Raw genomic sequence first — 24,593 nt, 5'->3', positions numbered from 1 at the left:
CAGGCATCCGGCCAGAGCGGCCAGCCTGTGCCATATCTTGTTCCACTCCCTCCCCATCGGGGCTCCCTAGCCGAGTTTCGGCTCCCGGCGCTCGTGCTGCCGGCGCAGCTGCTCGCCAGACCGGCCATTGCGCCTGCTGTTATCGTGCGACTCGTCGTCGTTCTGCTTGCGCTTTCCCTGCCCCCCTGCGTCGGGCGTGGCCTCCCTGCGCAGCAGCCATGCCTGGAGAATGCCCACGGCGATACCCAGCAGGGCTCCGGCGCCCACCAGCAGGCCGGACGAGACCAACCCTGAAACGTTGCGCTCGAGCAAGGCAACGGCCGCTACCACCACCGCCGGTGCCATGCCGGTATAGAACTCTCCCTCCTCCACCAGCGGCAACCGGAACCGGGTCGGCATCAACAGGATGCCCGCCACCATCCAGGTGATCGGCAGGCGCAGCAGGCGCGGTAGGAAGGCCAACCCCAGGTAACCGGTCACCAGCACGACCAGCGACAAACCCAAGTAGGTCAGCCATAGTAGGGACATCGAATCGGATGTCAGCATCGATACCTCGTTCTCGCGTCACGATTCGCCCCTTGGCGGATCGTACAGGATGGAAAGTCACCTTGAGTATGGTACACGCGCCCCAATGAAAGCACAGCCGCCACATCGTCCGTTTCCCGCTGCGCCTCACACCGAGCCCCTCCCTTCGCCGGTCGAACGATTTCGACGCGCCGAGGACCCCGAGTGGCATTGGTTGGAGGAGCGCGACGATGACCGCGTTCAGGCCTTCCTCGAGGCCGCCAACGAGGAATCCCAGGCCTGGATGGCACCACTCGGGAGCCTGATCGAGCGGCTCTACCACGGCCATCTCGCACGTCGCGAACTGACCGTTCACGGCCTGCGCACCGCCCTGGATCACTATACCTACTGGAGCGAGACGGCGGCCGATGCCGATTACCCGGTGTGGTGGCGTCACCCCAACGGCCAACCAACGCAAGCGAGCGTCTTTCTCGATCTGCAGGCTCGTGCCACGCCGGACCACTACCTGGAGCTGGGCGACATGGCGCTGTCGCCGGACGAACGCTGGCTGGCCTGGACCGAGGACACCAGCGGCGACGAGCGCTTCTCGCTCTATCTCAAGGCGCTGCCCGACGGCGAGCCATGCCGGCTGCTGGAGGAGATCGGCCCGGAGCTGACCTGGGCCGAAGACAACGCCACGCTGTTGTTCACCCGCTACGATGCCACCCAGCGGCCAGACAGCATCTGGCGCCTGCCGCTCGCGCAGGGCCAGGCCGGCGAACCCTCGCTGGTACTGCGCGAGGGGGACCCCGAGTTCTGGCTTGGCCTGGGCAAGACACGCTCGCGCCAATGGCTGGTGCTGGAGAGCGCCTCGAAGGACACCAGCGAATGCCACCTGCTGCCGGCACTGTCGCCAGGACAGGCGCCGCGCTGCTTCCGGCCGCGGGAGAAGGGCGTGGAGTACGGACTGGAGCATCGTCCCGGTCATTTCTACATTCTGCACAACCGCAACGGCCCCCACTTTCGCCTGGACGTGGCCGACGAACACGACCTCGACGCCCCGTGGCGACCGCTGATCGGCCACCGCGACGACACCACGCTCGAAGACGTCGAGGCCTTCGATTGGGGCCTGGCCATCACCGAGCGAGACCACCACGAGGCACAGGTTCGTATACGCATCGTCGAACTCGACGCGAGCCATTCGCCGCGACGCGACGAACGCCTGCCGCTGCCGGAATCGCCTTGCAGCGTAATGTTAGGCGACGTGCCGCATTTCGACAGTCGCCGGCTGCGCCTGCGCGAGGAGTCCTTCGTCATGCCGGTACGCTGGCTCGAGCACGACCTCGACAGCGGGGAGCGCCGGGTGCTGAAGACCCAGCCGATCCACGGCAACCTGCAGCCGGCGGACCTGTGCTGCGAGCGCATCTGGGCACGCGCCCACGATGGCGAGCGGATACCGGTGTCGGTGGTCATGCGCGCCGACCTCGCCGGCCATCCCCTGCCCACCCTGCTCTACGGCTACGGTGCCTATGGCGAGGTCCTCGACCCCTGGTTCTCGGTCGCCAGGCTCGAGCTGCTCGCGCGCGGCGTCGCCTTCGCCGTCGCCCACGTGCGCGGCGGCGGCGACCGCGGCGAGCCCTGGTACCTCGCTGGCAAGCTCGAGCACAAGGAAAACAGCTTTCGCGACTTCCTCGCCGCACGCAACGCCTTGGTGGAGAAGGGGTTCAGCGACGGCGAACGGATCGCCGCCTATGGCGCCAGCGCCGGAGGGCTGCTGGTCGGCGCCAGCCTCAACCTGGCCCCCGAAGCCTTCTGTGCCGCGGTGCTCGATGTCCCCTTCGTCGACGTGCTGCGCACCATGGAGAATCCCGACCTGCCGCTGACCACCGCCGAGTACACCGAGTGGGGCAACCCCCACGAGCCCGATGCGCGCAAGCGCATCCGCGCCTACTCGCCGCTGGACAACCTTTCCCCCCAGCCCTACCCCGCCCTGTTTCTCCAGGGCAGCTGGCACGACTCCCGGGTCCCCTACTGGGAGCCAGCCAAGCTCTATGCGCGGCTGACCGAGATGGGCACTGCGCGGGGGCCGATACTGCTGCGCACAGACATGACCGCCGGGCATGGCGGCGCCTCGGGCCGGTTCAAGGCGTGGCACGACAATGCTCGCCAGGACGCCTTCATTCTCTGGGCGCTGGGGCTCGACGACAAGGAGCCTTGACCGTAAGCAAAAGACCCGGCCGAGGCCGGGTCTTCACGTTGGGATGAACGCTCAGGCGCCGCCACCCCCGGCACCCCCGCCGCTGCCGCCACCCGAACCGCCACCGGAGCCGCCGCCGGAACCGCCGCTATCCCCGCCGCCGGAACCGCCGCTGTCACCGCCGCCGGAACCGCCGCTGTCACCGCCACCGGAACCGCCGCTATCCCCGCCACCGGAGCCGCCGCTGTCACCGCCACCGGAGCCGCCGCTGTCACCGCCACCGGAGCCGCCACCGTCACCGCCACCGGAGCCGCCGCCGTCACCGCCACCGGAGCCGCCGCCGTCACCGCCACCGGAACCACCGCCGCCGCCTTCACCTCCGCCGTTTCCCGTCCCGCCGGAGCCTCCGCCGATATCATCGCCGCCGCCATTGTCCCCGCCGCCGTTGTCGCCGCCGCCGTTGTCGCCGCCGTCGTTGTCGCCGCCGTCGTTGTCCCCGCCGTCGTTGTCGCCGTCGTCGTCATTGTCGCCGCCGTCGTTGTCCCCGTCGTCGTTGTCCCCGTCGTCGTTGTCGCCGCCGTCGTTGTCCCCGCCGTCGTTGTCGCCGTCGTCGTTGTCGCCGCCGTCGTTGTCGCCGCCGCTGCCACCACTGCCGTTATTGCTGGGTGGCGAGGTGCGCGTGCTCACCAGGCCACCCTCGCCGCCCACGGAGCCGTCCAGCCCCGCCCCCAGCCCCCCGGCTCCCGGCGGCGGCAGCCACTCCAGCAGCTCTTGCAGCTCCTCATCGCTCAGCACGACACCTTCATTGAAGAGCGCATGCCAGCGCTCGGCCATGGTCTCGTCGCTGAGCGGCTCGCTCCAGAGCGGCGCCTGTGCCAGGACGTTCGTCGTCATGACGCCAAGCGCCAGGCCTGCCGTCGTCATCCATATCCGTCTCATGTTCCCCTCCCATCAACCTTGCCCAGGCAGCCGGGCCATTCGCATTGCCCTCTGAAAGAAACATAAAATTACAGATGGCAACACTCAGCATCATGGCGAACGGGAGAAATGGCTATAAGCCACTCGCGTGAAAATGCCGTAGCAGGCGACTGATGAGAAAGCGAAAGGCGATGGGTGAGGCGCAGGCTCGAAAAGTACCAGGCACCTCGAATCCTGGAGGGATCAGCCGTCAATCGGCAGTATGGCGATGATGTGGTCTTCCAGCGCGTCCTCGGGAACGTCCCGCTGGGAAATGGCGAAACTGCGCACGCTGATCCCCTTGCGATGCACCCGCTCGGGGTCGCCGCAGATCAGCGGGTGCCAACCGGCGAGCCGACGCCCTTCCGCAATGCGGCGGTAGGCGCAGGACTTCGGCAGCCAGCGGAATTCGTCGACACGCTGTGGCGTGAGCCGGGCGCAGTCGGGCACCCGCGCCTGGCGGTTGGGGTAGTCGCTGCAGCGACAGCTGTGGATATCCAGCAGCTCGCAGGCCACGCCGAGCACGGCGAGATCGCCGCTGTCATCATCCTGGAACTTGAGCAGGCAGCACTGGCCACAACCATCGCACAGCGCTTCCCACTCCTCGGCGGTGAGCTCCTCGAGATCGAAGCGCTCCCAGAAACGCTCACGCATGATCAGTAGCGTGCCTCGGTGGGGGTCCGGTAGAGGTCCAACAGGTACGCCTCCTTGGCCGGCGGCAGCTGGAGGTAGTACCCCTTGTCGCGAATCCCCGCCATGATGTCGCTCGCCTTGGCTCGCGCCAGCGTCTTCTCCGGCGTCAGGACCAGGGTCATGGCCGGGACCGGCTTGCCGAAGCGTTCGAGCAGCGCTTCGGGCACCTCGGCCAGGCCGCGGCGCTTGTCCACGTAGAGATACATCTCTTCCTTGCGCGAGCTCTTGTAGATCTCGCACAGCAGCTTGTCGCCTTGCATACGGTCGTCCGTCATTCGGCTTTCACCTCGTCCAGTGCCTGTACCAGGGGAGCCGAGAGGCAGTCGCCACGCCAGCCGCCGGGAAGGGGTAGCGGTTCGGCGGCCAGGTCGGCCGCAATCAGGGCTTCGAGGTCACGCCGGCGCATCAGCACCTCCGGCGCCACCCCCAGCCTCTCGGCACGTTCGTTCACGACGCGCTTGAGTGCCTTCATGCGACGCTTGTACTCCGCTCCCAGCGGTGACGGCTGCGCCGGCGGCAACGCCTCGGCCTCGCACTGTCGCGCCTGCTTCACCAGTGCCAGCAGGGTGTCGCCATCGCGCTTGATCTGGCTCGGCTTGATGTCGTCGATCCCGGCGAGCTGATGGCGATTCTCGGGCATGCGCTCGGCAATGCCGTAGAGCACCCGGTCGTTGAACAACCAGCCCCGTGGCAGGTTGCGTCGCCGGGCTTCGCCCTCGCGCCAGGTGGTCAGCAGCCGGTAGGCTTCGACCTGCCGGGGCGAGAGCCGCCACAGCTGGCGGTGGCGGCGGTACCACTGCCCGTCCGCCTCGTCGCTGCGCAGTGCCTGGGCCAGCAGCTCGCGGCAGTCGGCCTCCAGCCATTCGCGCCGCCCCTGCCGTTCCAGCGCATCGCGCTGGTGCTCCCAGACCCTGAGCAGGAACACCACGTCGAGAGCCGCGTAGAGGCATTGGGCCTCGCTCAGCGGACGCTGCAGCCAGTCGGAACGGGTCTCGTCCTTGGGCAGCGTCTCACCGGTCCAGTGCTGTACCAGGCGCTGGTAGCCCATGGCGGGATCTTCCCCCAGCAGGGCCTGGGCCACCTGGGTATCCACCAGCGGGGCCACCGTCACGCCTGCCCAGTGCGCCAGCACCTCGAGATCCTCGCTGCTGGCATGCAGCAGCTTCAGCGGCCCCTCGCCCAGCAGCCGGCGAAAGGCATCGGTGCAGCCGACCGCCAGCGGGTCGACCAGCCAGGCCGGGCCACCAGCGGAGAACTGGATCAGGGCCGGCACCGGATGGAAGGTCTTCTCGCGGAAGAACTCGGTGTCCAGCGCGATCACCTCGGCCTGAGCCACCTCGGCGCAGGCGGCATCCAGCGCCTCGGGCGTATCGATCCAGCGTATCTCGGGGGTCAGGGTCATGCGTTCGTCCAGCTGGGTGAAGTCAGGGTAACGGCGTCAATCGCCGCGAAACGGCAGGCGCCCGTTGAAGGCACGGCTGAGGGTGCCGCCGTCGACATACTCGAGCTCGCCCCCCATGGGCACCCCATAGGCCAGCCGCGAGAGCGTGACGCCGTGAGGCATGAGCTGGGTGGCGATGTAGTGCGCCGTGGCTTCGCCCTCCACGGTGGGGTTGGTGGCCAGGATCACCTCGCTGACGCCACCTTCGGCGATACGCGCCTCGAGCCGGTCGAGACCGATGTCCTCGGGGCCGATGCCATCCAGTGGCGAAAGATGGCCGTGAAGGACGAAATAACGCCCGCGGTAGCCCCCCGCCTCCTCGATGGCCAACTGGTCGGCCGGCGACTCTACCACGCACAGCAGGGCATCGTCGCGCCTGGCGCTGGTACACAGGCCGCAGACCTCCTCCTCGGTGAGGGTGCGGCAACGCCGGCAATAACCCACCTGCTCGAGAGCCTGCGCGAGCACGTCGGCCAGGCGGCGCCCACCGTCGCGGTCGCGCTCGAGCAGATGCATCGCCATGCGCTGCGCGGTCTTGGGCCCCACGCCCGGCAGCACCCGCAGCGACTCCATCAATCTCTCGACAAGAGGGGAAAAACTCATCAGAAGGGCATCTTGAAACCCGGTGGCAGGTTCAGCCCTGCCGTGGCCTCTTCCATCTTGGTGCGCGAGGTCGTCTCGACCTTGCGCACGGCATCGTTGACCGCCGCGGCCAGCAGGTCCTCGAGCAGCTCCTTGTCCTCCTCCATGACGCTGGGGTCGATGTCGACCTTGCTCACGTCGTGGCGGCCGTTCATGGTGACCTTGACCATGCCGGCGCCGGCCTCGCCGGTCACCTCGGCCTTGGCGATCTCCTCCTGGACACGCTGCATCTTCTGCTGCATCTCCTGGGCCTGCTTCATCAGGTTGCCCATTCCACCTTTCATCATGATCGTTCCTCTCGATTGGCAAATGAAACCGCGGGTGTCAGGCCCTTGGTGCCGTTTCCGCCGGCTTGACGGTCGTTTCGATCAGGCGTGCACCGAAAGTGTCCTGGAGTTGCCTGACATGCGGGTCGCGCTGCAGGGCCGCCACGGCCTCGGCGTGGCGTTCGGCGGCGATCCGATCGGCGCGCTGCCGGGGCGTTTCCACCTGGGTGGGCAAGGCCCCGGGCTCGATGACGAGCTGCCGCGCAATGCCGATGCCCGCCAGCGCCTCCTGCACGCGACGCACGTGGATCTCGGCGTTCATGGCCTCTTGCGACGGGTCCAGGCGCAGCGTCAGCCGGCGGCCGTCATCGGCTTCGACCACGCAGTGGGCGGCGAGGTTGCGTGTCAGCCCACCCAGCCCGAGAGATTCGAAGTCCTGCAGCCAGCGGTCATGGTCGAACCGCTCCCCGGGGGCGGCAGCCGACGGTGGCGGCGTTGCGGCGACCGGGTCGGGGGGTTCGAGGCCGGGATTCGACGCCTCGAGGACGGCGGTATCGCCCTCTTCCATGCGTGACACCGTGTCCTGAGCGGCGGCGGGAGGGGGCGTAGACGCCTGCTCCCTGGCGTCCGGCTCCGCGACAGGCGTTGCCGCGCGGGAGACGACGGGGGCGCTCGGCGCGGGCGCGGCGGGTGCCTCGACGGGCTCGTCCGGCACCGGCAGGGCGGGCTCCTCCCAGGGCGGCGGCGGTTCGGGCGCCCGCTCGGCCTCGGCGTCCGCCAGCGGGGGGCTCGGCGCCGACGTCGGCTCGGGCTGACGCGACGCGGCGGTGGGCGTCCCCCCCTCCCCGCGGGCCTCGGCCGGCGGCTCGCCCTCCCCGCCCGCGGGTGCGGCGGGCGTGCCGCCACTGCCCGCGCCACGCAGCGGCAGCGGTGTCTTCGCCGGCTGGGGCACGCCCTGGGGGCGGAAGGCCAGCATGCGCAACAGGGTCATCTCCAGCGCCGTGCGCAGGTCGGGCGCGTGGGTCATGTCGCCACGCCCCTGGATGCCGATCTGGTAGTAGAGCTGCACGTCCTCGGCAGTGAAGCGCGAGGCCAGGGCCAGCACCGTCTCGCGATCGCCGTGGCCGTTGTCCACTGCATCCGGCACCATCTGCGCCACGGCCAGGCGGTGCAGCACGGCGGTCATGTCGTCGAGCACCGCGGCGAAATCCGGCCCCTGCTCGGCCAGTTGGCCAATCTCGGCCAGCAGCCGGGGGGCGTCGACGTCGGCCAGGGCCTCGACCAGCGCCAGCACATGGCGGTGGTCCAGGGTGCCGAGCATGGCGGCGACATCGGCATGGCGGACCTGCCCCTGGCCGAAGGCAATCGCCTGGTCGGTCAGGCTCATGGCATCGCGCATGGAGCCGTCGGCGGCACGTCCCAGCAGCCACAGGGCGCTCTCTTCGAAACCGATGCCCTCGGCTTCGAGCACCTTGGCCAGGTGGCCGACGATGCGCTCCGGCGGCATGTTCTTGAGCGTGAACTGCAGGCAGCGCGACAGCACCGTGGCCGGCAGCTTCTGGGGGTCGGTGGTGGCGAGCAGGAACTTGACGTGGGGCGGCGGCTCTTCCAGCGTCTTGAGCAAGGCATTGAAGCTGCTGGTGGAGAGCATGTGCACCTCGTCGATGAGGTACACCTTGTAGCGCCCCTGGGTGGGGGCGTACTGCACGTTGTCGAGCAGCTCGCGGGTGTCCTCCACCTTGGTGCGCGAGGCGGCGTCGACCTCGAGAAGATCGACGAAGCGGCCTTCGTCGATGGCTCGGCAGCTGTCGCACTGGCCGCAGGGCGTGGAGGTGATCCCGTCGTCGCCGTGCCCCTTGGCGGTACAGTTGAGGCACTTGGCGAGTATTCTTGCCAGAGTCGTCTTGCCGACGCCTCGCGTGCCGGTGAACAGGTAGGCGTGGTGCAAACGCCCTTGGTCGAGGGCGTTCACCAGCGCACGCTGGACGTGCTCCTGGCCGACCAGTTCATGGAACGTACGCGGCCGCCACTTGCGGGCCAGAACCTGATAGCTCATTGCAGCACGAATTCCTTGCAGCGGGGCTGGCGGGCAGCCAGTCGGAGCAGGGCCTGCTTCGCCCCGGCGAAAGTCCGGTCGACGCGCCGAACGCGAAAGTCCTCATTCTACCGGCTGTGGCCAAAGGCGCAAAGTTCGCCCCTTCGCGGTACGCCTGCCTGCACCGCGGCCGGCAGGCTATGGCTCCCGGCTCAGCGCGTCGTCGAGCGCCATGGCCGGATAGGTCCCGAGCAACGCCCGGGCGCGCCGGCGCAGGAAGTCGAGCACCTTGGCCTGTTTCCAGTTGTCACGGTAGATCAGGCCGAAGCTGAAGGTCATGGCCGGCGAGAAGGGGCGCATCACCACGTCGTCTCGGGGAGCGAGCTGATCCTGGGCGGTGATCGGGTTCATCACCGTGATGCCGACATGGCTGGCCACCAGAGCGGTGATGGTGCCGATGTTGGCCTCTGTCTTGCCGGCGATCCGCACGCGGTGCTGGCTGGCCAGCTCCAGCAGCGGGTTGGTGCTGATGCTCGGCTGGTTGCTGATCACCAGATGCTGGTCGCGAAGGTCCTGCACGTCGACGCGCTCGCGAGCCGCCAAGGGATGTTCCCGTGGCATCAGGCACAGCGCCTCGGTGGTGAACCAAGGCTCCACCCGCAGCACCCGCGATGTGATCGGCAGGGTGACGAAGCCGATGTCAGCGTGACTCGACTCCACTGCCAGTTGCACCTCGTGGCTCGACATCATGTCGAGGCTGACGCTGAACTGCCGGTTCTCCGCCAGCAGCGCCGCCACCAGCCGCGGCACGAAGCCGAACGACAGCCCGGGGACTGCGGCGATGCGCAGCCGCGAGGTACCGAACTCCTTGAGCGCCAGCACGCTGTGGCGCAGCTCCTCGATGTTGCCCATCAGGCGCAGGATCTCATCGTAGAGTTCGCGTGCCTCGGGCGTCGCCACCAGGCGGTTCTTCTCGCGCAGGAACAGCTGGATGCCCAGATTCTCCTCGAGCTGGGCCAGCGAGCGGCTCACCCCCGACTGAGTGATGCCCAGTGTGCGCGCCGCCTGGGAGGCGGTACCCGCCTCGAACAGGGTCTTGAAGATCGCCAGCGCCTTGAGCGAGTGGATATTGACATCCGCCATGATCAAAACTCATCGAATTCAATAAAAAGATCATATATTGAAATACTTAGCGTTCGCTACATAGACTGCTGAACAACCGTTCACCGACACATAATGATAACGAGCGAGCCAAATGGACCCATCGCCTCTGTTCTACCAGGCCGGCCCCACCCTGCCCGAAGTCAGCCACGCCAAGGGCGTCTACCTGTGGGATGAGTCCGGCCGCCAATACCTGGATGGCTGCTCCGGCGCCATCGCCTGCAACCTCGGCCATGGTCGGGCCGACATCCGCGACGCCATGCTTGCCCAGCTCGACCGGGTCGCCTTCACCTACCGCACCCAGTTCGAGAATGCCCCGGCGGTCGCCCTGGCCGAGACGCTGGTGACCCTTACCCATCGTCAGTTGGAGAAGGTGTTCTTCGTCTCCAGCGGCTCGGAGGCGGTGGAGTCGGCGCTCAAGCTGGCGCGCCAGTACTTCGTCGCCCGGGGCGAGCCGCAGCGCCAGCGCTTCGTCTCGCTGCGCCCCTCCTATCACGGCAGCACCCTGGGGGCGCTGGGCGTGACCGGCTACGAGCCGCTGGAAGCCCCCTTCGCCGACATCACTACCGCGTCGCTCAAGGTGCCTGGCCCCGATTTCTTTCGTCATGGCGACGCCGACGACGCCCGGCACGTGGCACGGGTGCTGGAGGAAACCCGCGCCACCATCGAGGCCGCCGGTCCCGAGACAATCATCGCCTTCGTACTCGAACCGGTGGGCGGCGCCAGCACCGGCGCGCGCCTGCTCGACCGGCGCTACCTGGAAGGCATTCGTGCGCTGTGCGACGAGTTCGGCTGCCTGTTGATTCTCGATGAAGTGCTGACCGGCGTCGGCCGTACCGGGGCCTGGTTCGCCTACCAGCACTACGGCGTTACGCCCGACCTGCTGGCCACCGCCAAGGGGCTCGGTGCCGGCTACTACCCGGTGGGGGCGGTGCTGTCGCGTGCCGATATCGTCGAGACGGTCATGGCCTCTGGCGGCTTCCAGCACGGCCATACCTATGCCGGCAACCCGCTGGCCTGCGCCACGGGGCTGGCGGTGATCGATGCCATGCAGCGCGAGCACGTGCTCGACAACGTGGCGGCCCGCGGCCGCGAGCTGAAGGAGGGACTGCAGGCGCTCAAGGCCCGCTTCCCCTGGGTCGGCGACGTGCGCGGCCTGGGGCTGCTATGGGGCGTGGAGCTGGTCGCCGATGCCGATACCAAGGCGCCCTTCCCCGCCGAGCAGAACCGCTTCGCCCGCATCACGGCGCTGGCGAGGGAAGAGGGACTGCTGATCTACCCACGGCGGACACTGAACGGCGTGGCCGGCGACCACTTCCTGGTCACCCCGCCGCTGACCATCGACGCCGCCGACACCGCCGAGCTGCTGCTCCGGCTCGAACGCACCATGCTGCGCTTCGACCGCGAGGTGACCGCCTCGACCGCCAAGGCCGCGACACCCTGACCGCCAGATGGAAAAGGCACCCTCATGACGCTTCTCAATCGGAAACATCGCGACATCGACGAGGCCATCGCCGCCATACCGCACGGCGCCTCGATCATGGTCGGCGGCTTCGGCTCGCCGGGCACGCCCTTCGCCCTGGTCGACGAGCTGCTGGCCCAGGGCCAGCGCGACCTCACCCTGATCAAGAACGACGCCAACGAGCCGGGCATCGGCATCGGCAAGCTGATCGCGGCCGGTCGGGTGCGTCGCCTGATCACCTCGCACATCGGCCTCAACCGTGACGCCATCGCGGCGATGAACCGCGGCGAGCTGGAGGTAGAGCTGTTCCCTCAGGGGCTGCTCGCCGAGAAGATCCGCAGCGCCGGAGCCGGCCATCACGCCTTCCTCACCGACATCGGCCAGGGCACCGAGATCGCCGGCAAGCGCCGCGAAATCGAGCTGGATGGCCGCACCTGGGGCATCGAGCCGGCGCTCTACGCCGATTTCGCCCTGGTCCACGCCGAGCGCGCCGACCGCTACGGCAACCTGATCTACCGTGCCACTGCGAGCAACTTCAACCCACTGATGGCCATGGCCGCCGATACCGTCATCGCCCAGACCTACCGGGTCGACGAGCCCGGCAGCCTGGTCCTCGAGGCGATCCACACCCCCTGCGCCTTCGTCAGCCAGGTAGTGGAGGTCGCTCGCGACACCAGCGAACAAGGGAGGCGCGCCCATGTCGGCTGATCAGCAACGCATCCTCGCCCGCGCCGCCCGCGAGGTGATCCCGGGGCAGATCGTCAACCTCGGCATCGGCCTGCCCACCCAGCTGTTCCACTACCTGCCCGACGAGATGGAGGTGCTGGTGCACTCCGAGAACGGCGTGCTGGGCTGTCGTCCACGTCGCGACGACGAAGCTCCCGACTGGGACATGATCGACTCCGGGGGCGCCTACATCGCCACCCGCCCCGGCGCCAGCGTGTTCGACAGCGCCATGTCCTTCGCCATGATCCGCCGCAGCCGCGTAGACCTCACCTTCATGGGCGCCTTCGAGGTGGATGAACTGGGCAACCTGGCCAACTGGAAGATCCCCGGCAAGTTCTCGCCGGGCATCGGTGGCGCCATGGAGCTGGCGCAGAAAGTCAGGCGCTTGGTGATCCTGTGCTCGCACAACGACAAGCACGGCAACCCCAAGATACTCAAGCGCTGCCGCCTGCCGCTCACCGCCGAGCGCTGCGTGTCGCGCATCGTCACCGACAAGGCGGTGCTCGACGTCACGCCGCAAGGGCTCGCCGTGGTGGATATCGCCGATGGCTTGAGCGTGGCCGAGCTGCGCGAGGCCACCGAGGCCGAGCTGATCGTCGACGAGCGTCGACTGGGGAGATTCTGATGCTGAGCGCCATCGAGCAGCGCATCGTCACGCGCTGCGAAGCGCTGATGGACGACACCCTGGCGCTGACCCGCGACCTGGTGCGCGGCTATAGCGTGCTGGGCGAGGAGCACGGCGCGCTGGAGACGATGGAGCGCTGGTTCGAGCGCCTCGATCTGCCGGTCACCCGGGTACCGCTGGATGCACCCGGCTTCGCCGACCATCCCCATCGGGCCCCCGTCGAATGGGACTGTGCGGGACGCTACAATCTGGTGGCCCGGCTCAACGCCGACGCTCCGGGGCCGCACCTGGTGCTCAATGGCCACCTCGACGTGGTGCCCGCCGAACCCACCCACATGTGGACCCGCCCGCCGTGGGAGCCCTGGGAGCAGGACGGTTGGCTCTACGGGCGCGGCGCCGGCGACATGAAGGCCGGGATCGCCGCCATGACCCTGGCCGTGCAGGCGGTGCGCGAGGCCGGCGTGGCCATCGACTTCCCGCTGACCCTACAGACGGTGATCGAGGAGGAGTGCACCGGCAACGGTGCCCTGGCCTGCCTGCACCAGGGCTACAGCGGCGACTTCGTGCTGATCCCCGAGCCCTTCGGCTCCCGGATCTATGCCGGCCAGGTCGGCGTGCTGTGGTTCCGCATGCACCTGGAGGGGGTGCCGGCCCATGTGCTCGACACCCGCGCCGGGCGCAACGCCATCGAGACCCTGGTCGAATACCTGCCGGCCTTCAAGGCGCTGGAGGCGGAGATCAACGGCCTGCCGCGCCAGGCCCCCTACGACGCCCTCGACAGCCCCTTCAACCTCAGCATCGGCAAGATCGAGGGGGGCAACTGGGCCTCCAGCGTGCCCGCCCATGCCCTCCTCGAGGGCCGCGTCGGCTTCCCGCCGGGCATGATGCCCGACGAGGTGATGGAGCGTGTGCGGCGGTGCATCGCGGCACGCCACGCCGAGCTTGACGATGGTAGCCCCGCACCCCGGGTGGAGTTCCATGGCTTCCGCTCCGAGGGTCACCTGGTCGACCTCGAGGCACCGGGCATCGCCCTGCTCTCGCGCTGCCACCGGGACCTGCTCGGCGAGCCGCCGGCCACCTACCTCTCCACCTGCACCACCGACCTGCGCGCCTTCCACGTCAGCGGGCGAATCAACGGCACCTGCTACGGGCCGGTGGCCCAGCGCATCCATGGTGTCGACGAGTGCGTCGAGATCGACTCGATCCGTCACGTGCTGACCACCTACGCGCTATTCATCCATCGCTGGGCGGAGATGGCCAGAGCCGCAGGAGACCGTTCATGAAGGAAGCGTATCTCGTCGACTACGCCCGCAGTGCCTTCACCCGCGCCCACCCGCGCAAGCCGGAGGTGGACGGCTGGGCCGAGACCCGCGGCGATGCCCTGCTCGCCCGGGTGATCGACGCCCTGCTCGAGCGCGGCGGCCTCGCCCCCGACGCGGTGGAGGAGTTCAGCATCGGCTGTGCGTTGCCGGTCAAGGAGCAGTGGAGCTTCGGCGGCCGCTACCCGCTGTGGCTGTCACAGCGGCTCGGCCCGCAGGGCCGCGCGTGTGCCAGCCGCCAGATCGACCAGCAGTGCGGCTCGGGGCTGGCCGCCCTGCGCAGCGCCGCCCGCGAGATTCAGGCCGGCGCGGTGGAAGTGGCCATGGCGGGCGGTTTCGAGAACATGACCCGCGTGCCGATGGGCCCCGCGCTGTTCAAGGAAGGCGTACTGACCACCCCCGCTACCCTGCAGAACGCTCCCTGGCTCGAACTCGACGTGGCGCTGAACATGGGCCTCACCGCCGAGCGCCTGGCGGCATCGACCGGCATCGCGCGTGAGGAGATGGACGCCTTCGCCCTCGAATCCCACCGCCGCGCGGCGCGGGCCGAGGCGGAGAGTTGCTTCGACGGCGAGCGTCTGGCACTGGCCAACCCCGCCGGTGAAACGATCGTGCGAGACGCCAACATTCGGCCCGACACCAGCGCGGAACGGCTCGCCGGGCTCGACCCGGTGTTTCTCGAAGGCGGCCGGGTCACCGCCGGCAACAGCTCGCCGCTGACCTCGGGCGCCGCCGCCACGCTGCTGATGTCGGCAGCTGCGGTAGAGCACCATGGTGCCAGGCCGCTGGCCCGCATCGTGGCATTCGCCGATGTGGGCGTGGCCCCGGAGTCCATGGGCGCCGGAGCCGCTGCGGCCGCCGAGCGAGCACTGGCCCAGGCCGGCCTGCGTCCGGAGCAGATCGACGCCTGGGAGATCAACGAGGCGTTCGCCGCCGTGCCGCTTCACGCCATGCGCCAGCTCGGGCTCGACCCCGCCAGGGTCAACGTCTGGGGCGGCGCCCTGGCCCTGGGCCACCCGCTGGGGGCCACCGGCGTGCGCCTGGCCGGCACCCTGGCGCGCATCCTCGCTCACGATGGCGGTCGCTTCGGCTGCGCCACGGCCTGTGTGGGTGGCGGCCAAGGCATCGCCGTGATCCTGGAGCGCATGTGACGGCACGGTCAATGCTTGCTAGGCTCGAATATTTGAATTTAGCAATATAACAGGAAGCAATAAGGCCGCGAGGCCCAGAACCGCTGCGATGGACGGCAGCAACGGCGAGGCATGCCGCGACGCTGCATGTGCTGCAAGCCCGCAGACATACACCAACAAGAGCAGGAATCGACATGACAAATCACAACAAACCGTTCCACCGTTCCATGATCGGGGCCATGACACTGATCGGCGCCGTTTCCCTGGCCAGCCTGCCGGTCCAGGCGCGAGATCTACCCGAGATCCGGGACGACGTCTTCCAGGTGGCCAACTCCGGCGCCTATCCTCCCTTCAGCTATGTCGACACGTCCGGCAACCTGGTCGGCTTCGATGTGGATATCGCCAATGCCCTGGCCGACAGGATGGGCGTCGAGGCCAACATCCAGACCTCGCCGTGGAACGGCATCGTCGCCGCCCTGGCCGGCGGCCGCTTCGACGCCTGCATCTGCAGCATGAGCGTGACGGAAGAGCGCGAAAAGGCCGTGGACTTCACCGACAGCTATTACCGTTCGGGACTCTCCATCTGGGTGCAGGAGGGCACCGACGACGTCAACGGGATCGACGACTTCGAAGGCAAGAACGTCGGCTCCACCCTCGGAGAGACCGGCAATCAGTGGGCCACCGAGCATGGCGAAGGCAAATGGCGCAACCAGACCTTCCAGGGCCTGCCCGACATGTTGAACGCGCTGACCACGGGACGCATCGACGTCATGGTCGCCGATGACATTCCCGTCTACGTGGCGCTCAACGAGCAGGACCTCGCCATCAAGCAGGTGGATGTCGGCGAATTGCCCAGTTGGCCCGCGGCCATTTCCATCCAGAAGAACACGCCGGAGCTGAAGGAAGCGCTCAATACGGCACTGGCCGAGATCAAGGCGGATGGCACCTACCAGGGGATCGTCGACAGGTGGATCGGCGAAGGGGTCGAGTTCGACTGAAGTTTCGTGCGCCGGCAGGGCACGAGCCCTGCTGGCCCGAGGGGTTCATACACAATAAGAGGTCGAGGGGACCATGGACATCAACCTGATGATGGAGATAGCGCCACTGCTGGTGAAGGCGGCGTGGATCACCATCGACATATCGGCTCGAGGCCTGTTCTTCGGTTTCTTCATCGCCTCGGCGCTGGTGGCGTTTCGCACCTCACGCCATCTTCCCGTTCGCTGGCTGGCCCGCACCTACATCAGCGTCGTCCGCGGCACCCCCTATTTCGTCCAGCTGCTGCTGGTCTTCTACGGCGGACCCGCGATCGGCCTGCGCCTGGATCCTTTCACCTGCGGCGTGGTGGTCGGTGCCTTCAACATCGGCGCCTACATGAGCGAAGCCATTCGCGGCGCCATCGAATCGGTCGACAGCGGGCAGGATGAGGCCTCACGGTCGCTGGGGTTTGGCCGCTTAGCCACGCTACGGCACATCATCTTGCCTCAGTCGGCGGGCCTGATGATTCGCTCCATCGGCGTGCTCGCCATCATCCTGGTCAAGAACTCGTCGTTGGTCTCCATCATCTCCGTGGTCGAGCTGACCTACCAGGCCCAGCGCTTGACCGGGTCCACCTACAAGCCCCTGGAGGTCTTCTCGCTCAGCGCGCTGATGTACATCGTCATCATCTACGCGGTGATGGGCATCGTCGAGCTCCTCTACCGTCGCGCCACGCGATACACCTATCTCTAGGGCAATGAACACGCAATGGAACCGATGCGCCGATAGCGCCGCCGGACAATGGAACCACCAGGGTTAAGCCGCCATGGAATTCGATTTCAGCCCCGTCATCACCTATTTTCCGATTCTCATCAAGGGCATCGGTGCCACACTCCTGATCGGCGTGGTGGTCGCCCTTCTGTCGATCATCGGCGGCCAGCTCGTCGCCGTGATCTCCCTCTACACGAGAAAAGCCGTGAGCTGGCCGCTGCGTTTCCTGATCTGGCTGTTCATGACCACCCCACTGCTGCTCCAGCTCTACTTCCTGTACTTCGGTATCGGACAGTGGGTGTTGATCCCCGCCATCGCGGTAGGCGTGCTGGGACTCGGCTTTCACTACATGGCCTACAACGCCGACATCTTCATCGCCACCATCAAGTCGGTCTCGAACGGTCAGTACGAAGCCTCGCGCTCGCTGGGCTTCGGCCATCTCGCCACGCTCTTCCACATCATTATTCCACAGGCGTTCTATCGCGCCATTCCTCAGCTCGGCAACAACATGATCATCATGGTCAAGGACATCTCGGTGCTTTCCGCCATCGGCATCGCCGAGCTGGTCTACCTCTCCCAATATGCCATCAGCGTGACCTTCCGGCCCTTCGAGTTCTATATCACCATCGCGGCCATCTACTACCTGATCAACATTGTGATGGAAACCGGCCAATCGTGGGTGGAGCGCCGTGCCGCCATTCGTAGATAACAAGGACCTGACATGACAACAGCAACAACAGACACTCCCATGGTGGAGCTCAAGGGCGTCAAGAAACGCTTCGGTGACCTCGAGGTGCTCAAGGGTATCGACCTCAAGGTCGAACGCGGCAAGATCATCTCGATCATCGGCCCGTCGGGATCGGGGAAGAGCACGCTGCTTCGATCCATCAACTATCTGGAAGTGATCGACGAGGGCAGCATTCTGCTGGATGGCGTCCAGGTCAACCGGCCGGACCTGAAGGGTCTCGCCTTCGAGCGGCACATCAACCACATCCGCCAGAACATGGGCATGGTGTTCCAGCACTTCAATCTGTTTCCGCACCTCTCGACGCTCGACAACGTGACCCTGGCGCCGAGGAAACTGAAGGGGATGGACGCCAGGAGCGCGAGGGAGCTGGGCATGGAGCTTCTGGAGCGCGTGGGACTGGCCGACAAGGCCTCGGCCTACCCCAGTTCCCTGTCGGGCGGACAGAAGCAGCGCGTCGCCATTGCACGCGCCCTGGCCATGCAGCCCAAGGTCATGCTGTTCGACGAAGCGACCTCGGCGCTGGACCCCGAGCTGGTGGAAGAGGTGAACCAGGTCATGAAGCGCCTCGCCGAAGAACACATGACCATGCTCATCGTCACCCACGAGATGGCCTTCGCCCGCGACGTCTCCGACTGGGCCATGTTCATGGACGGCGGCGTGGTGGTCGAGGAGAACACCCCCGAGCGCCTGTTCACCCACCCCGATCAGGATCGCACCCGCCATTTTCTGCGCAAGCACCTGGCGAGCCAGACCGCGGCGCAAGCACTCCCCTGAGCCGCCGCCGCGGCGCCGCATACGGCAGCGGGGAGGCCAATGGCCTCCCCGCTACTGGATTATCCTGCCGCCCGGCTGAGGGTTGCCCGACTCAGGCGCAGTCCGCCGCCCCTTGGCCGAACATGTCGAACAGCAGCTCGCGCCCCATGGCGCTCAGCACGAAACGTCCCTGCTCGTTGTAGACGGCGGCCTCGCTGCTCTCCAGCACGCGCTGGCAGGCAGGCCACTCCTGGGAGGCTTCGCGCAGCTGGCGCAGGGCGCGGCTATCGAGACCGCGGAAGGGAATGGTGATGGTCTCCAGCACGTGGCCCTGCTGGTAGAGCAGGAAGGCGGCGTTCGACAGGCACTGGCGCAGGCTGCGCTGGATGCCGGCGTTGGGCGTGGTGTCGATCTGCATGGTGCACTTCCTCTCGCAAGGGGTTTGCTGCGCCGCATGATACCACTAAAGTCTAATTCTACCAAGGTCTAACAAGCCAGGCGCCCCGCTCTCGGCTCAACGCCCGGGAACGAGACATGCCGGCTCTTTCCGGCAGGACGCACGCACGACGCCATGCCGTGCAGGACGGCCGAAGAAGATCGAGAACAGCGAACACCGCAGTGTGATGCGATCGGACGATCGAGAATGAGGAGAAAGCGGGTGCACGGGCGGGAGGCCGAAATGGAGGCGGCCCCGACAGCCACATCCCGGCACACGCGGCCACCACTACCGTTGCTCCCTTCCGGGCCTGGCGGGGTTTGCGGTTTAGCGTTGCGGGAGGACCGACGAGGCCACCACGACACGAAGCCTTGAGGCTTCGAACCCGGCGTTGCATCAATGGCTTGCCGAGTGCGCGTGCACTATACCAGTGGCCGCTCAGGCCGGCAAGCGCGCCTGAAAAGCCCGGGGGTGCCAAACCATGTGTAACGTTGATATTTCGTGTAGGGTTAAGAATAAGCGAGGCACAAGCACGACAACCAAACGCTCAGGAGGGGCACCATGAATAAAGATCCCAACAAGGGCTATATTGCGCTGCTTGGCTGGAGTCTCAACGCCATCGAAGCCGCCGAGAACTTCGACCGTCGCTATATCGTCGTGGCTCCCGAGTGGGCTGAGGAGTACTGCCAGAAGCATGATATACCCCATATTTCATGGAATTTCGAACGGCTCAACGATCGCTCGATGGAGATCGCCGAGACGCTCAAGGAGCGGGGCGTGGACGTGGCGATCCCGCTGTTCGAGGAGACCGTGGAATGGGCCGGCGCCATCAACTCGGTGCTGCTCGACAAGCCGCGGCTCTACGGACAATCGCTGCTGCTGCGCGACAAGGCGCTGATGAAGCGTCGCGCCCAGCTTGGCGGCATCCGCGTGGGCATCTTCGAAGAGGCTCACGACAAAGGTGACGTCATACGCTTTCTCAAGCGCGTCAACCAGACGCTGCTCAAGCTCGACGGCGATCCCAACGACCCTATCCACCTGAAGGCCTTCGACAAGGCCGGCTGCCTGGGGCACCGGGTGATCCGCACCCCCGACGAGGTCGATACGATTCCCGACGAGGAGTTCCCCGTGCTGATGGAATCGCACCTGGACGGCTGGGAGTTCGCCGTGGAGGCGTGGATCCACGACGGCAAGATCGCCTTTCTCAACATCTCGGAGTACGTCACCCTGGGCTACTCCGTTTTCGTTCCCGCCTCGCCGGAGCTCGAGCAGTACCGTCCCCAGATCACCGCCCAGATCGAAAAGCTGATCAAGGCTTTCGATATCGATTTCGGCCTGATCCATCCCGAGTACTTCGTCACCAGCGACGGCGAGATGTACTTCGGTGAAGTCGCCTATCGCCCGCCGGGTTTTAAGGTGTTCGAGCTTCTCGAGCGGGTCTACGGCTTCAATGCCTACCAGGCCAGCATGCTGGTGTTCGATCCCAAGAGTACCGCCGAGGAGGTCAAGGCCTTCTTTCCCAAGGAGGTGGAAGATGCCAAGTGCTATGCCGGCTGCTTCGGGGTCTACCCACGACGTCGTGTGGTCAGCCGCCTGGAGATTCCCGAGGAGGTCGAGGACGACCCCTACTTCGAGTCCCACGAACTGACCCCGCCCCTGGAGGAAACCGTGACCAAGCGTACCGCCTTCGGTACCCATTGGGGCCTGATCTACTTCAAGGGCGACGATCCGCATCGACTGCGGGATCTGCTCAAGCAACAGGAAGAACTTGATTTCTACGTCTGAGCAAGGCGTCATGGATAGAACAGTTTGAAGACAAGGAGTCGGCGTGGCCACCAACCGCGACACGCAGGATAACGGCCAGCCCCCGGCGAGCGATGAAAAGCTGCAGGGTCTGCTGGCTCACCTGGACGAGGCAATCGCCCTACTCGGCGAGGCGCGAGATTTCGCCAAGCCCGGCAAGCTCCCCCGCGTTCTGGACACGGCTCGCCGCGTGCTGCTCCAGCCGGGTGGCGCGGCGGCCCTGGAGTCTCGTGCCAGGGCGCTGGAAGAGGCCGGCGTGTTCCTCGATTCGGATTGGGCCACCCCGCAGTATCTGCTGCCCTACCTCACCACCTATTCGCTCAAGAGCGCGGAAGCCAATACCGTGGTGATCGAGGCATTGAGCGAGCTCAGGCTGCTGGCGGTGGCCAAAGGCGATTACTCGCACACGCTGATCTCCGCCGAGCAGGCCCACCACTACCTGACCCAGGTGATGGCCCTTAACCTGTGGCTGCTGTTCAGCACGCCCAGCGAGGCGGAGCGGGAAACCCAAGGCCGGCTGGCGCAGATTCCCCGGCATCTGTTTCGCCATCTGGCCGAGCGCATCGGCTACGAGCACATCATCGACAAGCTGATCGAGGAGATCTGGCGCATTCTCCAGCAGCGCCCGATCCAGGTCGACTCGGTCAAGCAGATGATCACCCAGATCGCCATCTGCCAGGCCGACCCCGATATCGACTTGGGCATCAGCGGCCAGGGCGCCGATCGTCTGGTGAGTTCGCTCTACGGACCGTCCCAGGGTTGTCGCGAAGACCCCGGGCTTGAGGTGTATCGTGAGCGCTTGGCAAGCATGGACAATGCCGCCCTGCAGGGCGAGGCCACCGGCTTTGCTCGGGCCATGCACGATACCGGGCTGGTGTCACCTTACCATCCGGTGCTGTTACGGCACCTCGTCGACCATAATGATCACCTGCTCGCCGAGGCATTGGGCCTCTCCTCGACCGGGCGCGACTGCCTGATGTGCTATCGAGAGCTGGTGCATGCATTGATCCGCAGCGCGGTGCATCCCCCCACGTCACAAGCCGTCTACGGCCTGGCGCTGATGCTGGAGCGCGGCATCCTCTACCAGCCCCCCGTGGCGCCTGCCCTGTGGCGGCAACTGGGGCTGTCGCTCTCCGAATGGTCCCAGGCACGACTCAACCTGGCCCTGGGGGAAGCCGTCTCGCCGCGGGCTCGCCTGCTGGAAGGCGTACTGTGCATGCTCGGACTGCCACTGGGCGTGGGTCAGGGCAACAACCCGACCTGCCAGTCGGCACGGGCGCTCTCCATGTGGGCCTACAACGACCCCGACTACCTGCTGCAGATGGTGGCCTGGGCGGCCCGCGACGACGAGATCGTCATGCATTTCGAGGGTGAGGCCATCTCCTCGATGGCGAGTCTTGGCGGCGTGGCCCAGAGCCTGCCCATGGACCTCGATCCGGTGTCGCTGATCGTGGTGCCACATCTCGACCGCATCTATGCGGAAATGGGCAGGCGCTGCGCCGATCGCGAAGGCGACCCGCATCGCTGGGTCAATCCGGAATTTCACGGCTGGTGGTCGGGCCGTGGCTTTCGCATCAACGTCGATGTCGCCACCGGCCAGCTGCATGAACTGGAAACCTTCCTGCGCCACTTCTACGCCAGCTACCACCCCTACTACAACGGCAACCAGCCGCTCATCCATCCACAGCCGGCAGGTATCGCCGTCACCGACAGCGCGGCGCGGTTCATCGGCTGGCATGCCATCACCATCCTGCGAGTCTCGCTGGATCCGTCGGACGTGATGCGGGTCTATTTCTACAACCCGAACAATGATAGCGGCCAGGACTGGGGCGATGACGTACGCGTCAGCACCGCCGGAAGCGGCGAGCGCTTCGGCGAGGCCTCGCTACCCTTCGAGCAGTTCGCCTCGCGTCTCTACATCTTCCATTACGACCCGCTGGAGCGCGGCGAGCTGGCCCAGATCAGCCAGGAGGAGCTCGACCGGGTGACCCAGTACATCCACCGCAGCTGGGGCGCCGACCGTATCCCCTCGGCGGATTTCCAGGCCGATTCCGGCCCGCGCCCGCAGGATTACTGATCGAGACGCACTGACAGCCAGCGCGCCCAGAACGGGGCGAACAGCATCAGGGCCACCATGCGCAACAGGTGGTGGAAGGCCACGAAGACCGGGTCCAGGTCCAGCGCCACCGCCAGGATCGCCATCTCGCCGATGCCGCCGGGCGCCAGCGCCAGCAGCGCCACGTCCCGCGGCACACCGACCCAGCGGTGAATCAGCTCGGCGAAGCCGGCGAGCACCGCCAGCGCCGCCAGGGTGGCGACGAAGGCCTCGAACAGGTAGCGCCCCAGCCGCGCCGAGGAGAGCCCGCGGAAGCGCGAGCCGATGGCACAGCCCAGCACCCAAAGCATCAGGTTCATGCCCACATCCGGCAGGCCGAGGCTGGCGATGCCGAAGCCGGAGAGCGCGCCGGCGAACAGCAGCGGCGTCAGCAGCGTCGGCGAGGGCAACCGCAGCCGGCGGCCCAGCGGCAACAGCAGCGGCAATGCCAGCAGCATCCAGAGGGACGAGGGCTCTCGGTCCACGGCGGCGGCCACCTCGGCACCGCTGGCCCCTTCGAAGAGCCAGAACAGCGGCGGCAGGAGCAGCACCACCAGCACCACGCGCAGCGACTGGGCGACGGCGATGCGTCGCGGGTCGCCGCCGCACGTCTCGCCCATCAGGATCATCGCCGTCATCGCGCCGGGCGCCGAGGCGAACCAGGCGCTCACCGAGTCGAAGCCGCAGCGCCGGTACCAGGCCGCTGCCGCCGCCGTCGAGGCAGCCACGCCAAGCAGCAGCAGCGCGGCGGAGAGCGGCCAGTCGAGTACGCGCTCGGCCAGCTGCGGGGTCACCTGGCTGCCCAGCACCAGGCCGAGCACGCCGAGGAAGACTTCCCGCAGCGGCTCGGGGACGCCGACATCGACGCCCCTCGCCGAGACCACCAGGTTGGCCACCAGTGGGCCTAGCATCCAAGCCAGCGGCATTCCGACGAGCTGGAACACCACCCCACCCACGGCGCCGATGCCGAGAGACCTGGCCAGTGCCTTACCTATGGTGCGTTCCACACGGCTCCCTTCCATTAACCGGCTAACGAAATGATTATGCCATAATGCCCGCCCCGCTTCTGACTGCCGGAGTCGCCATGCCCCGCCTCGACCAACTGCTCGTTTCCCAGGGCCTGGCCCGTTCGCGCACGCGTGCCCAGCGGCTCATCCGCCATGGCCGGGTGAGCCTGGCGGAGACCGGGCGAGTGCTGCACAAGCCGGGGGAGAAGCTGCCCGAGGAAACCCTTCTGGTAGTGACCGAGGATCCCGAGGAGCGCTACGTATCACGCGCGGGCCTGAAGCTGGAAGCGTTGATCGAGGCCTTGGGCATGACGCTGGAAGGCAAGCTGGTACTCGACGTGGGCCAGTCCACCGGCGGCTTCACCGACTGCGCCCTGGCCTTCGGTGCACGCCACGTGATCGGTATCGAGGTGGGCCATGGCCAGCTCGACGCCGATCTGCGCAACGACACCCGCGTGACCTGCCTGGAGGAACTCAACGCCCGTAGCATGGCCGGCGAGCCCCGCCTGCGCGAGGCGCTCACCGCCCAGGGTGCGGCGGCACCCGATCTGGCGGTGATGGACGTCTCGTTCATTTCGCAGACGCTGATCCTGCCGCAGCTCGCCGCCCTGCTGCGCCCGGGTGGCGAGCTGCTGAGCCTGGTCAAGCCGCAGTTCGAGGTGGGTCCGGGCGGCGTCAACGCACGCGGCATCGTGACCGACCCGCGGCGCTACGGCGAGGTGGAAGCCGCCATTCGTGCCTGCTGCGACGAGCTGGATCTGGCGATACGACACTGGCAGCAGAGCCCGATCACCGGCGGCGACGGCAACCGGGAGTTCCTGCTGCACGCGGTGAAACGCTGACGGCC

At 66.9% G+C, this 24,593-nt stretch carries 24 protein-coding genes and 1 other RNA gene; 13 read left to right on the top strand and 12 right to left on the bottom strand.

Features of this window, described 5'->3' with window-relative positions; translation table 11 throughout:
- Window positions 1–66: 66 nt before the first annotated feature.
- Window positions 67–546 carry a hypothetical protein gene (locus I4484_RS07945; RefSeq protein ID WP_197450417.1) on the bottom strand — a complete coding sequence of 160 codons (480 nt, stop codon included), beginning with the start codon at window positions 544–546 and terminating at the stop codon, window positions 67–69.
- A gap of 85 nt (window positions 547–631) precedes the next feature.
- On the opposite strand from I4484_RS07945, the gene I4484_RS07940 reads away from it, so the two are divergent.
- The gene (locus I4484_RS07940) at window positions 632–2,722 is read left to right on the top strand and encodes a S9 family peptidase (protein ID WP_197450416.1); all 2,091 of its coding nucleotides are present in this window, start codon (window positions 632–634) and stop codon (window positions 2,720–2,722) included.
- A 51-nt stretch (window positions 2,723–2,773) separates the two neighbouring features.
- Here I4484_RS07940 and I4484_RS20965 read toward each other — a convergent pair whose 3' ends face one another.
- The 8 genes from I4484_RS20965 to I4484_RS07900 form a co-directional block, all read right to left on the bottom strand.
- Window positions 2,774–3,640: a hypothetical protein gene (locus tag I4484_RS20965; RefSeq protein ID WP_197450415.1), complete on the bottom strand. Its 867-nt coding sequence runs from the start codon at window positions 3,638–3,640 to the stop codon at window positions 2,774–2,776.
- A gap of 222 nt (window positions 3,641–3,862) precedes the next feature.
- Window positions 3,863–4,312, bottom strand: coding sequence for a YcgN family cysteine cluster protein (locus I4484_RS07930; RefSeq protein WP_197450414.1), 450 nt, complete (start codon window positions 4,310–4,312; stop codon window positions 3,863–3,865).
- 2 nt (window positions 4,313–4,314) lie between these two features.
- Window positions 4,315–4,626, bottom strand: coding sequence for a YcgL domain-containing protein (locus I4484_RS07925; protein ID WP_197450413.1), 312 nt, complete (start codon window positions 4,624–4,626; stop codon window positions 4,315–4,317).
- On the bottom strand, window positions 4,623–5,753 hold the full coding sequence (gene rnd / locus I4484_RS07920) for a ribonuclease D (RefSeq protein WP_197450412.1): 1,131 nt from the start codon (window positions 5,751–5,753) through the stop codon (window positions 4,623–4,625). Before rnd ends, I4484_RS07925 begins: the two co-directional genes overlap by 4 nt.
- Before the next feature lie 36 nt (window positions 5,754–5,789).
- Window positions 5,790–6,395, bottom strand: coding sequence for a recombination mediator RecR (gene recR / locus I4484_RS07915; RefSeq protein WP_197450411.1), 606 nt, complete (start codon window positions 6,393–6,395; stop codon window positions 5,790–5,792).
- On the bottom strand, window positions 6,395–6,721 hold the full coding sequence (locus tag I4484_RS07910) for a YbaB/EbfC family nucleoid-associated protein (RefSeq protein WP_149329092.1): 327 nt from the start codon (window positions 6,719–6,721) through the stop codon (window positions 6,395–6,397). The genes recR and I4484_RS07910 overlap by 1 nt, the downstream gene beginning before the upstream one ends.
- Window positions 6,722–6,758: 37 nt before the next feature.
- Window positions 6,759–8,756, bottom strand: coding sequence for a DNA polymerase III subunit gamma/tau (dnaX, locus tag I4484_RS07905; RefSeq protein WP_197450410.1), 1,998 nt, complete (start codon window positions 8,754–8,756; stop codon window positions 6,759–6,761).
- A gap of 177 nt (window positions 8,757–8,933) precedes the next feature.
- Window positions 8,934–9,878, bottom strand: coding sequence for a LysR family transcriptional regulator (locus I4484_RS07900; RefSeq protein WP_197450409.1), 945 nt, complete (start codon window positions 9,876–9,878; stop codon window positions 8,934–8,936).
- A gap of 112 nt (window positions 9,879–9,990) precedes the next feature.
- Between I4484_RS07900 and I4484_RS07895 the strand changes: the two genes are divergently transcribed.
- The 9 genes from I4484_RS07895 (at window position 9,991) to I4484_RS07855 (ending at window position 18,426) form a co-directional block, all read left to right on the top strand.
- On the top strand, window positions 9,991–11,340 hold the full coding sequence (locus I4484_RS07895; RefSeq protein ID WP_197450408.1) for an aspartate aminotransferase family protein: 1,350 nt from the start codon (window positions 9,991–9,993) through the stop codon (window positions 11,338–11,340).
- Window positions 11,341–11,364: 24 nt separating this feature from the next.
- On the top strand, window positions 11,365–12,066 hold the full coding sequence (locus I4484_RS07890; RefSeq protein WP_197450407.1) for a CoA transferase subunit A: 702 nt from the start codon (window positions 11,365–11,367) through the stop codon (window positions 12,064–12,066).
- Window positions 12,056–12,709: a 3-oxoacid CoA-transferase subunit B gene (locus I4484_RS07885; protein WP_197450406.1), complete on the top strand. Its 654-nt coding sequence runs from the start codon at window positions 12,056–12,058 to the stop codon at window positions 12,707–12,709. Before I4484_RS07890 ends, I4484_RS07885 begins: the two co-directional genes overlap by 11 nt.
- Window positions 12,709–13,992 (top strand): ArgE/DapE family deacylase, encoded by a 1,284-nt coding sequence (locus I4484_RS07880; RefSeq protein ID WP_197450405.1) that lies wholly within the window; start codon window positions 12,709–12,711, stop codon window positions 13,990–13,992. The genes I4484_RS07885 and I4484_RS07880 overlap by 1 nt, the downstream gene beginning before the upstream one ends.
- On the top strand, window positions 13,989–15,179 hold the full coding sequence (locus I4484_RS07875) for an acetyl-CoA C-acyltransferase (RefSeq protein WP_197450404.1): 1,191 nt from the start codon (window positions 13,989–13,991) through the stop codon (window positions 15,177–15,179). Before I4484_RS07880 ends, I4484_RS07875 begins: the two co-directional genes overlap by 4 nt.
- 173 nt (window positions 15,180–15,352) lie before the next feature.
- Window positions 15,353–16,156, top strand: a complete 804-nt coding sequence (locus tag I4484_RS07870) for a transporter substrate-binding domain-containing protein (protein WP_234283515.1) — start codon at window positions 15,353–15,355, stop codon at window positions 16,154–16,156.
- A 73-nt stretch (window positions 16,157–16,229) separates the two neighbouring features.
- The gene (locus tag I4484_RS07865; RefSeq protein ID WP_197450403.1) at window positions 16,230–16,886 is read left to right on the top strand and encodes an amino acid ABC transporter permease; all 657 of its coding nucleotides are present in this window, start codon (window positions 16,230–16,232) and stop codon (window positions 16,884–16,886) included.
- Window positions 16,887–16,959: 73 nt separating this feature from the next.
- Window positions 16,960–17,613 carry an amino acid ABC transporter permease gene (locus I4484_RS07860; RefSeq protein WP_197450402.1) on the top strand — a complete coding sequence of 218 codons (654 nt, stop codon included), beginning with the start codon at window positions 16,960–16,962 and terminating at the stop codon, window positions 17,611–17,613.
- Between the two features lie 39 nt (window positions 17,614–17,652).
- On the top strand, window positions 17,653–18,426 hold the full coding sequence (locus I4484_RS07855; RefSeq protein WP_197450966.1) for an amino acid ABC transporter ATP-binding protein: 774 nt from the start codon (window positions 17,653–17,655) through the stop codon (window positions 18,424–18,426).
- Window positions 18,427–18,517: 91 nt separating this feature from the next.
- Here the strand turns inward: I4484_RS07855 and I4484_RS07850 are convergent, their stop codons facing one another.
- Both I4484_RS07850 and ffs read right to left on the bottom strand, forming a co-directional pair.
- Window positions 18,518–18,823, bottom strand: coding sequence for a hypothetical protein (locus tag I4484_RS07850; RefSeq protein WP_197450401.1), 306 nt, complete (start codon window positions 18,821–18,823; stop codon window positions 18,518–18,520).
- Window positions 18,824–19,094: 271 nt separating this feature from the next.
- Window positions 19,095–19,191: signal recognition particle sRNA small type (gene ffs / locus I4484_RS07845), an RNA gene on the bottom strand.
- A 211-nt stretch (window positions 19,192–19,402) separates the two neighbouring features.
- Here ffs and I4484_RS07840 point away from each other — a divergent pair.
- Window positions 19,403–20,626 carry an acetyl-CoA carboxylase biotin carboxylase subunit family protein gene (locus tag I4484_RS07840; RefSeq protein WP_197450400.1) on the top strand — a complete coding sequence of 408 codons (1,224 nt, stop codon included), beginning with the start codon at window positions 19,403–19,405 and terminating at the stop codon, window positions 20,624–20,626.
- Between the two features lie 43 nt (window positions 20,627–20,669).
- Complete coding sequence (locus tag I4484_RS07835; RefSeq protein WP_197450399.1) at window positions 20,670–22,721, top strand: hypothetical protein; 2,052 nt, start codon at window positions 20,670–20,672, stop codon at window positions 22,719–22,721.
- Here I4484_RS07835 and I4484_RS07830 read toward each other — a convergent pair.
- The gene (locus I4484_RS07830; RefSeq protein ID WP_234283516.1) at window positions 22,715–23,746 is read right to left on the bottom strand and encodes an AbrB family transcriptional regulator; all 1,032 of its coding nucleotides are present in this window, start codon (window positions 23,744–23,746) and stop codon (window positions 22,715–22,717) included. The genes I4484_RS07835 and I4484_RS07830 overlap by 7 nt on opposite strands.
- Window positions 23,747–23,823: 77 nt before the next feature.
- Here I4484_RS07830 and I4484_RS07825 point away from each other — a divergent pair, with 77 nt between their 5' ends.
- A complete protein-coding gene (locus tag I4484_RS07825; RefSeq protein ID WP_197450397.1) occupies window positions 23,824–24,588 on the top strand; it encodes a TlyA family RNA methyltransferase in 765 nt (254 codons plus the stop codon).
- The last annotated feature ends 5 nt before the right edge of the window (window positions 24,589–24,593 follow it).

This window comes from Halomonas sp. SS10-MC5, assembly GCF_015992245.1.
GTDB lineage: Bacteria > Pseudomonadota > Gammaproteobacteria > Pseudomonadales > Halomonadaceae > Halomonas > Halomonas sulfidoxydans.
This window is presented reverse-complemented; position numbering and strand designations above follow the sequence as displayed.

Excerpts from the sequence above, each read along its gene's own strand:
- I4484_RS07945 (WP_197450417.1), bottom strand. The coding sequence starts at position 546 with ATGCTGACATCCGATTCGATGTCCCTACTATGGCTGACCTACTTGGGT.
- I4484_RS07940 (WP_197450416.1), top strand. The coding sequence starts at position 632 with ATGAAAGCACAGCCGCCACATCGTCCGTTTCCCGCTGCGCCTCACACC.
- I4484_RS20965 (WP_197450415.1), bottom strand. The coding sequence starts at position 3,640 with ATGAGACGGATATGGATGACGACGGCAGGCCTGGCGCTTGGCGTCATG.
- I4484_RS07930 (WP_197450414.1), bottom strand. The coding sequence starts at position 4,312 with ATGCGTGAGCGTTTCTGGGAGCGCTTCGATCTCGAGGAGCTCACCGCC.
- I4484_RS07925 (WP_197450413.1), bottom strand. The coding sequence starts at position 4,626 with ATGACGGACGACCGTATGCAAGGCGACAAGCTGCTGTGCGAGATCTAC.
- rnd (WP_197450412.1), bottom strand. The coding sequence starts at position 5,753 with ATGACCCTGACCCCCGAGATACGCTGGATCGATACGCCCGAGGCGCTG.
- recR (WP_197450411.1), bottom strand. The coding sequence starts at position 6,395 with ATGAGTTTTTCCCCTCTTGTCGAGAGATTGATGGAGTCGCTGCGGGTG.
- I4484_RS07910 (WP_149329092.1), bottom strand. The coding sequence starts at position 6,721 with ATGATGAAAGGTGGAATGGGCAACCTGATGAAGCAGGCCCAGGAGATG.
- dnaX (WP_197450410.1), bottom strand. The coding sequence starts at position 8,756 with ATGAGCTATCAGGTTCTGGCCCGCAAGTGGCGGCCGCGTACGTTCCAT.
- I4484_RS07900 (WP_197450409.1), bottom strand. The coding sequence starts at position 9,878 with ATGGCGGATGTCAATATCCACTCGCTCAAGGCGCTGGCGATCTTCAAG.
- I4484_RS07895 (WP_197450408.1), top strand. The coding sequence starts at position 9,991 with ATGGACCCATCGCCTCTGTTCTACCAGGCCGGCCCCACCCTGCCCGAA.
- I4484_RS07890 (WP_197450407.1), top strand. The coding sequence starts at position 11,365 with ATGACGCTTCTCAATCGGAAACATCGCGACATCGACGAGGCCATCGCC.
- I4484_RS07885 (WP_197450406.1), top strand. The coding sequence starts at position 12,056 with ATGTCGGCTGATCAGCAACGCATCCTCGCCCGCGCCGCCCGCGAGGTG.
- I4484_RS07880 (WP_197450405.1), top strand. The coding sequence starts at position 12,709 with ATGCTGAGCGCCATCGAGCAGCGCATCGTCACGCGCTGCGAAGCGCTG.
- I4484_RS07875 (WP_197450404.1), top strand. The coding sequence starts at position 13,989 with ATGAAGGAAGCGTATCTCGTCGACTACGCCCGCAGTGCCTTCACCCGC.
- I4484_RS07870 (WP_234283515.1), top strand. The coding sequence starts at position 15,353 with ATGACAAATCACAACAAACCGTTCCACCGTTCCATGATCGGGGCCATG.
- I4484_RS07865 (WP_197450403.1), top strand. The coding sequence starts at position 16,230 with ATGGACATCAACCTGATGATGGAGATAGCGCCACTGCTGGTGAAGGCG.
- I4484_RS07860 (WP_197450402.1), top strand. The coding sequence starts at position 16,960 with ATGGAATTCGATTTCAGCCCCGTCATCACCTATTTTCCGATTCTCATC.
- I4484_RS07855 (WP_197450966.1), top strand. The coding sequence starts at position 17,653 with ATGGTGGAGCTCAAGGGCGTCAAGAAACGCTTCGGTGACCTCGAGGTG.
- I4484_RS07850 (WP_197450401.1), bottom strand. The coding sequence starts at position 18,823 with ATGCAGATCGACACCACGCCCAACGCCGGCATCCAGCGCAGCCTGCGC.
- I4484_RS07840 (WP_197450400.1), top strand. The coding sequence starts at position 19,403 with ATGAATAAAGATCCCAACAAGGGCTATATTGCGCTGCTTGGCTGGAGT.
- I4484_RS07825 (WP_197450397.1), top strand. The coding sequence starts at position 23,824 with ATGCCCCGCCTCGACCAACTGCTCGTTTCCCAGGGCCTGGCCCGTTCG.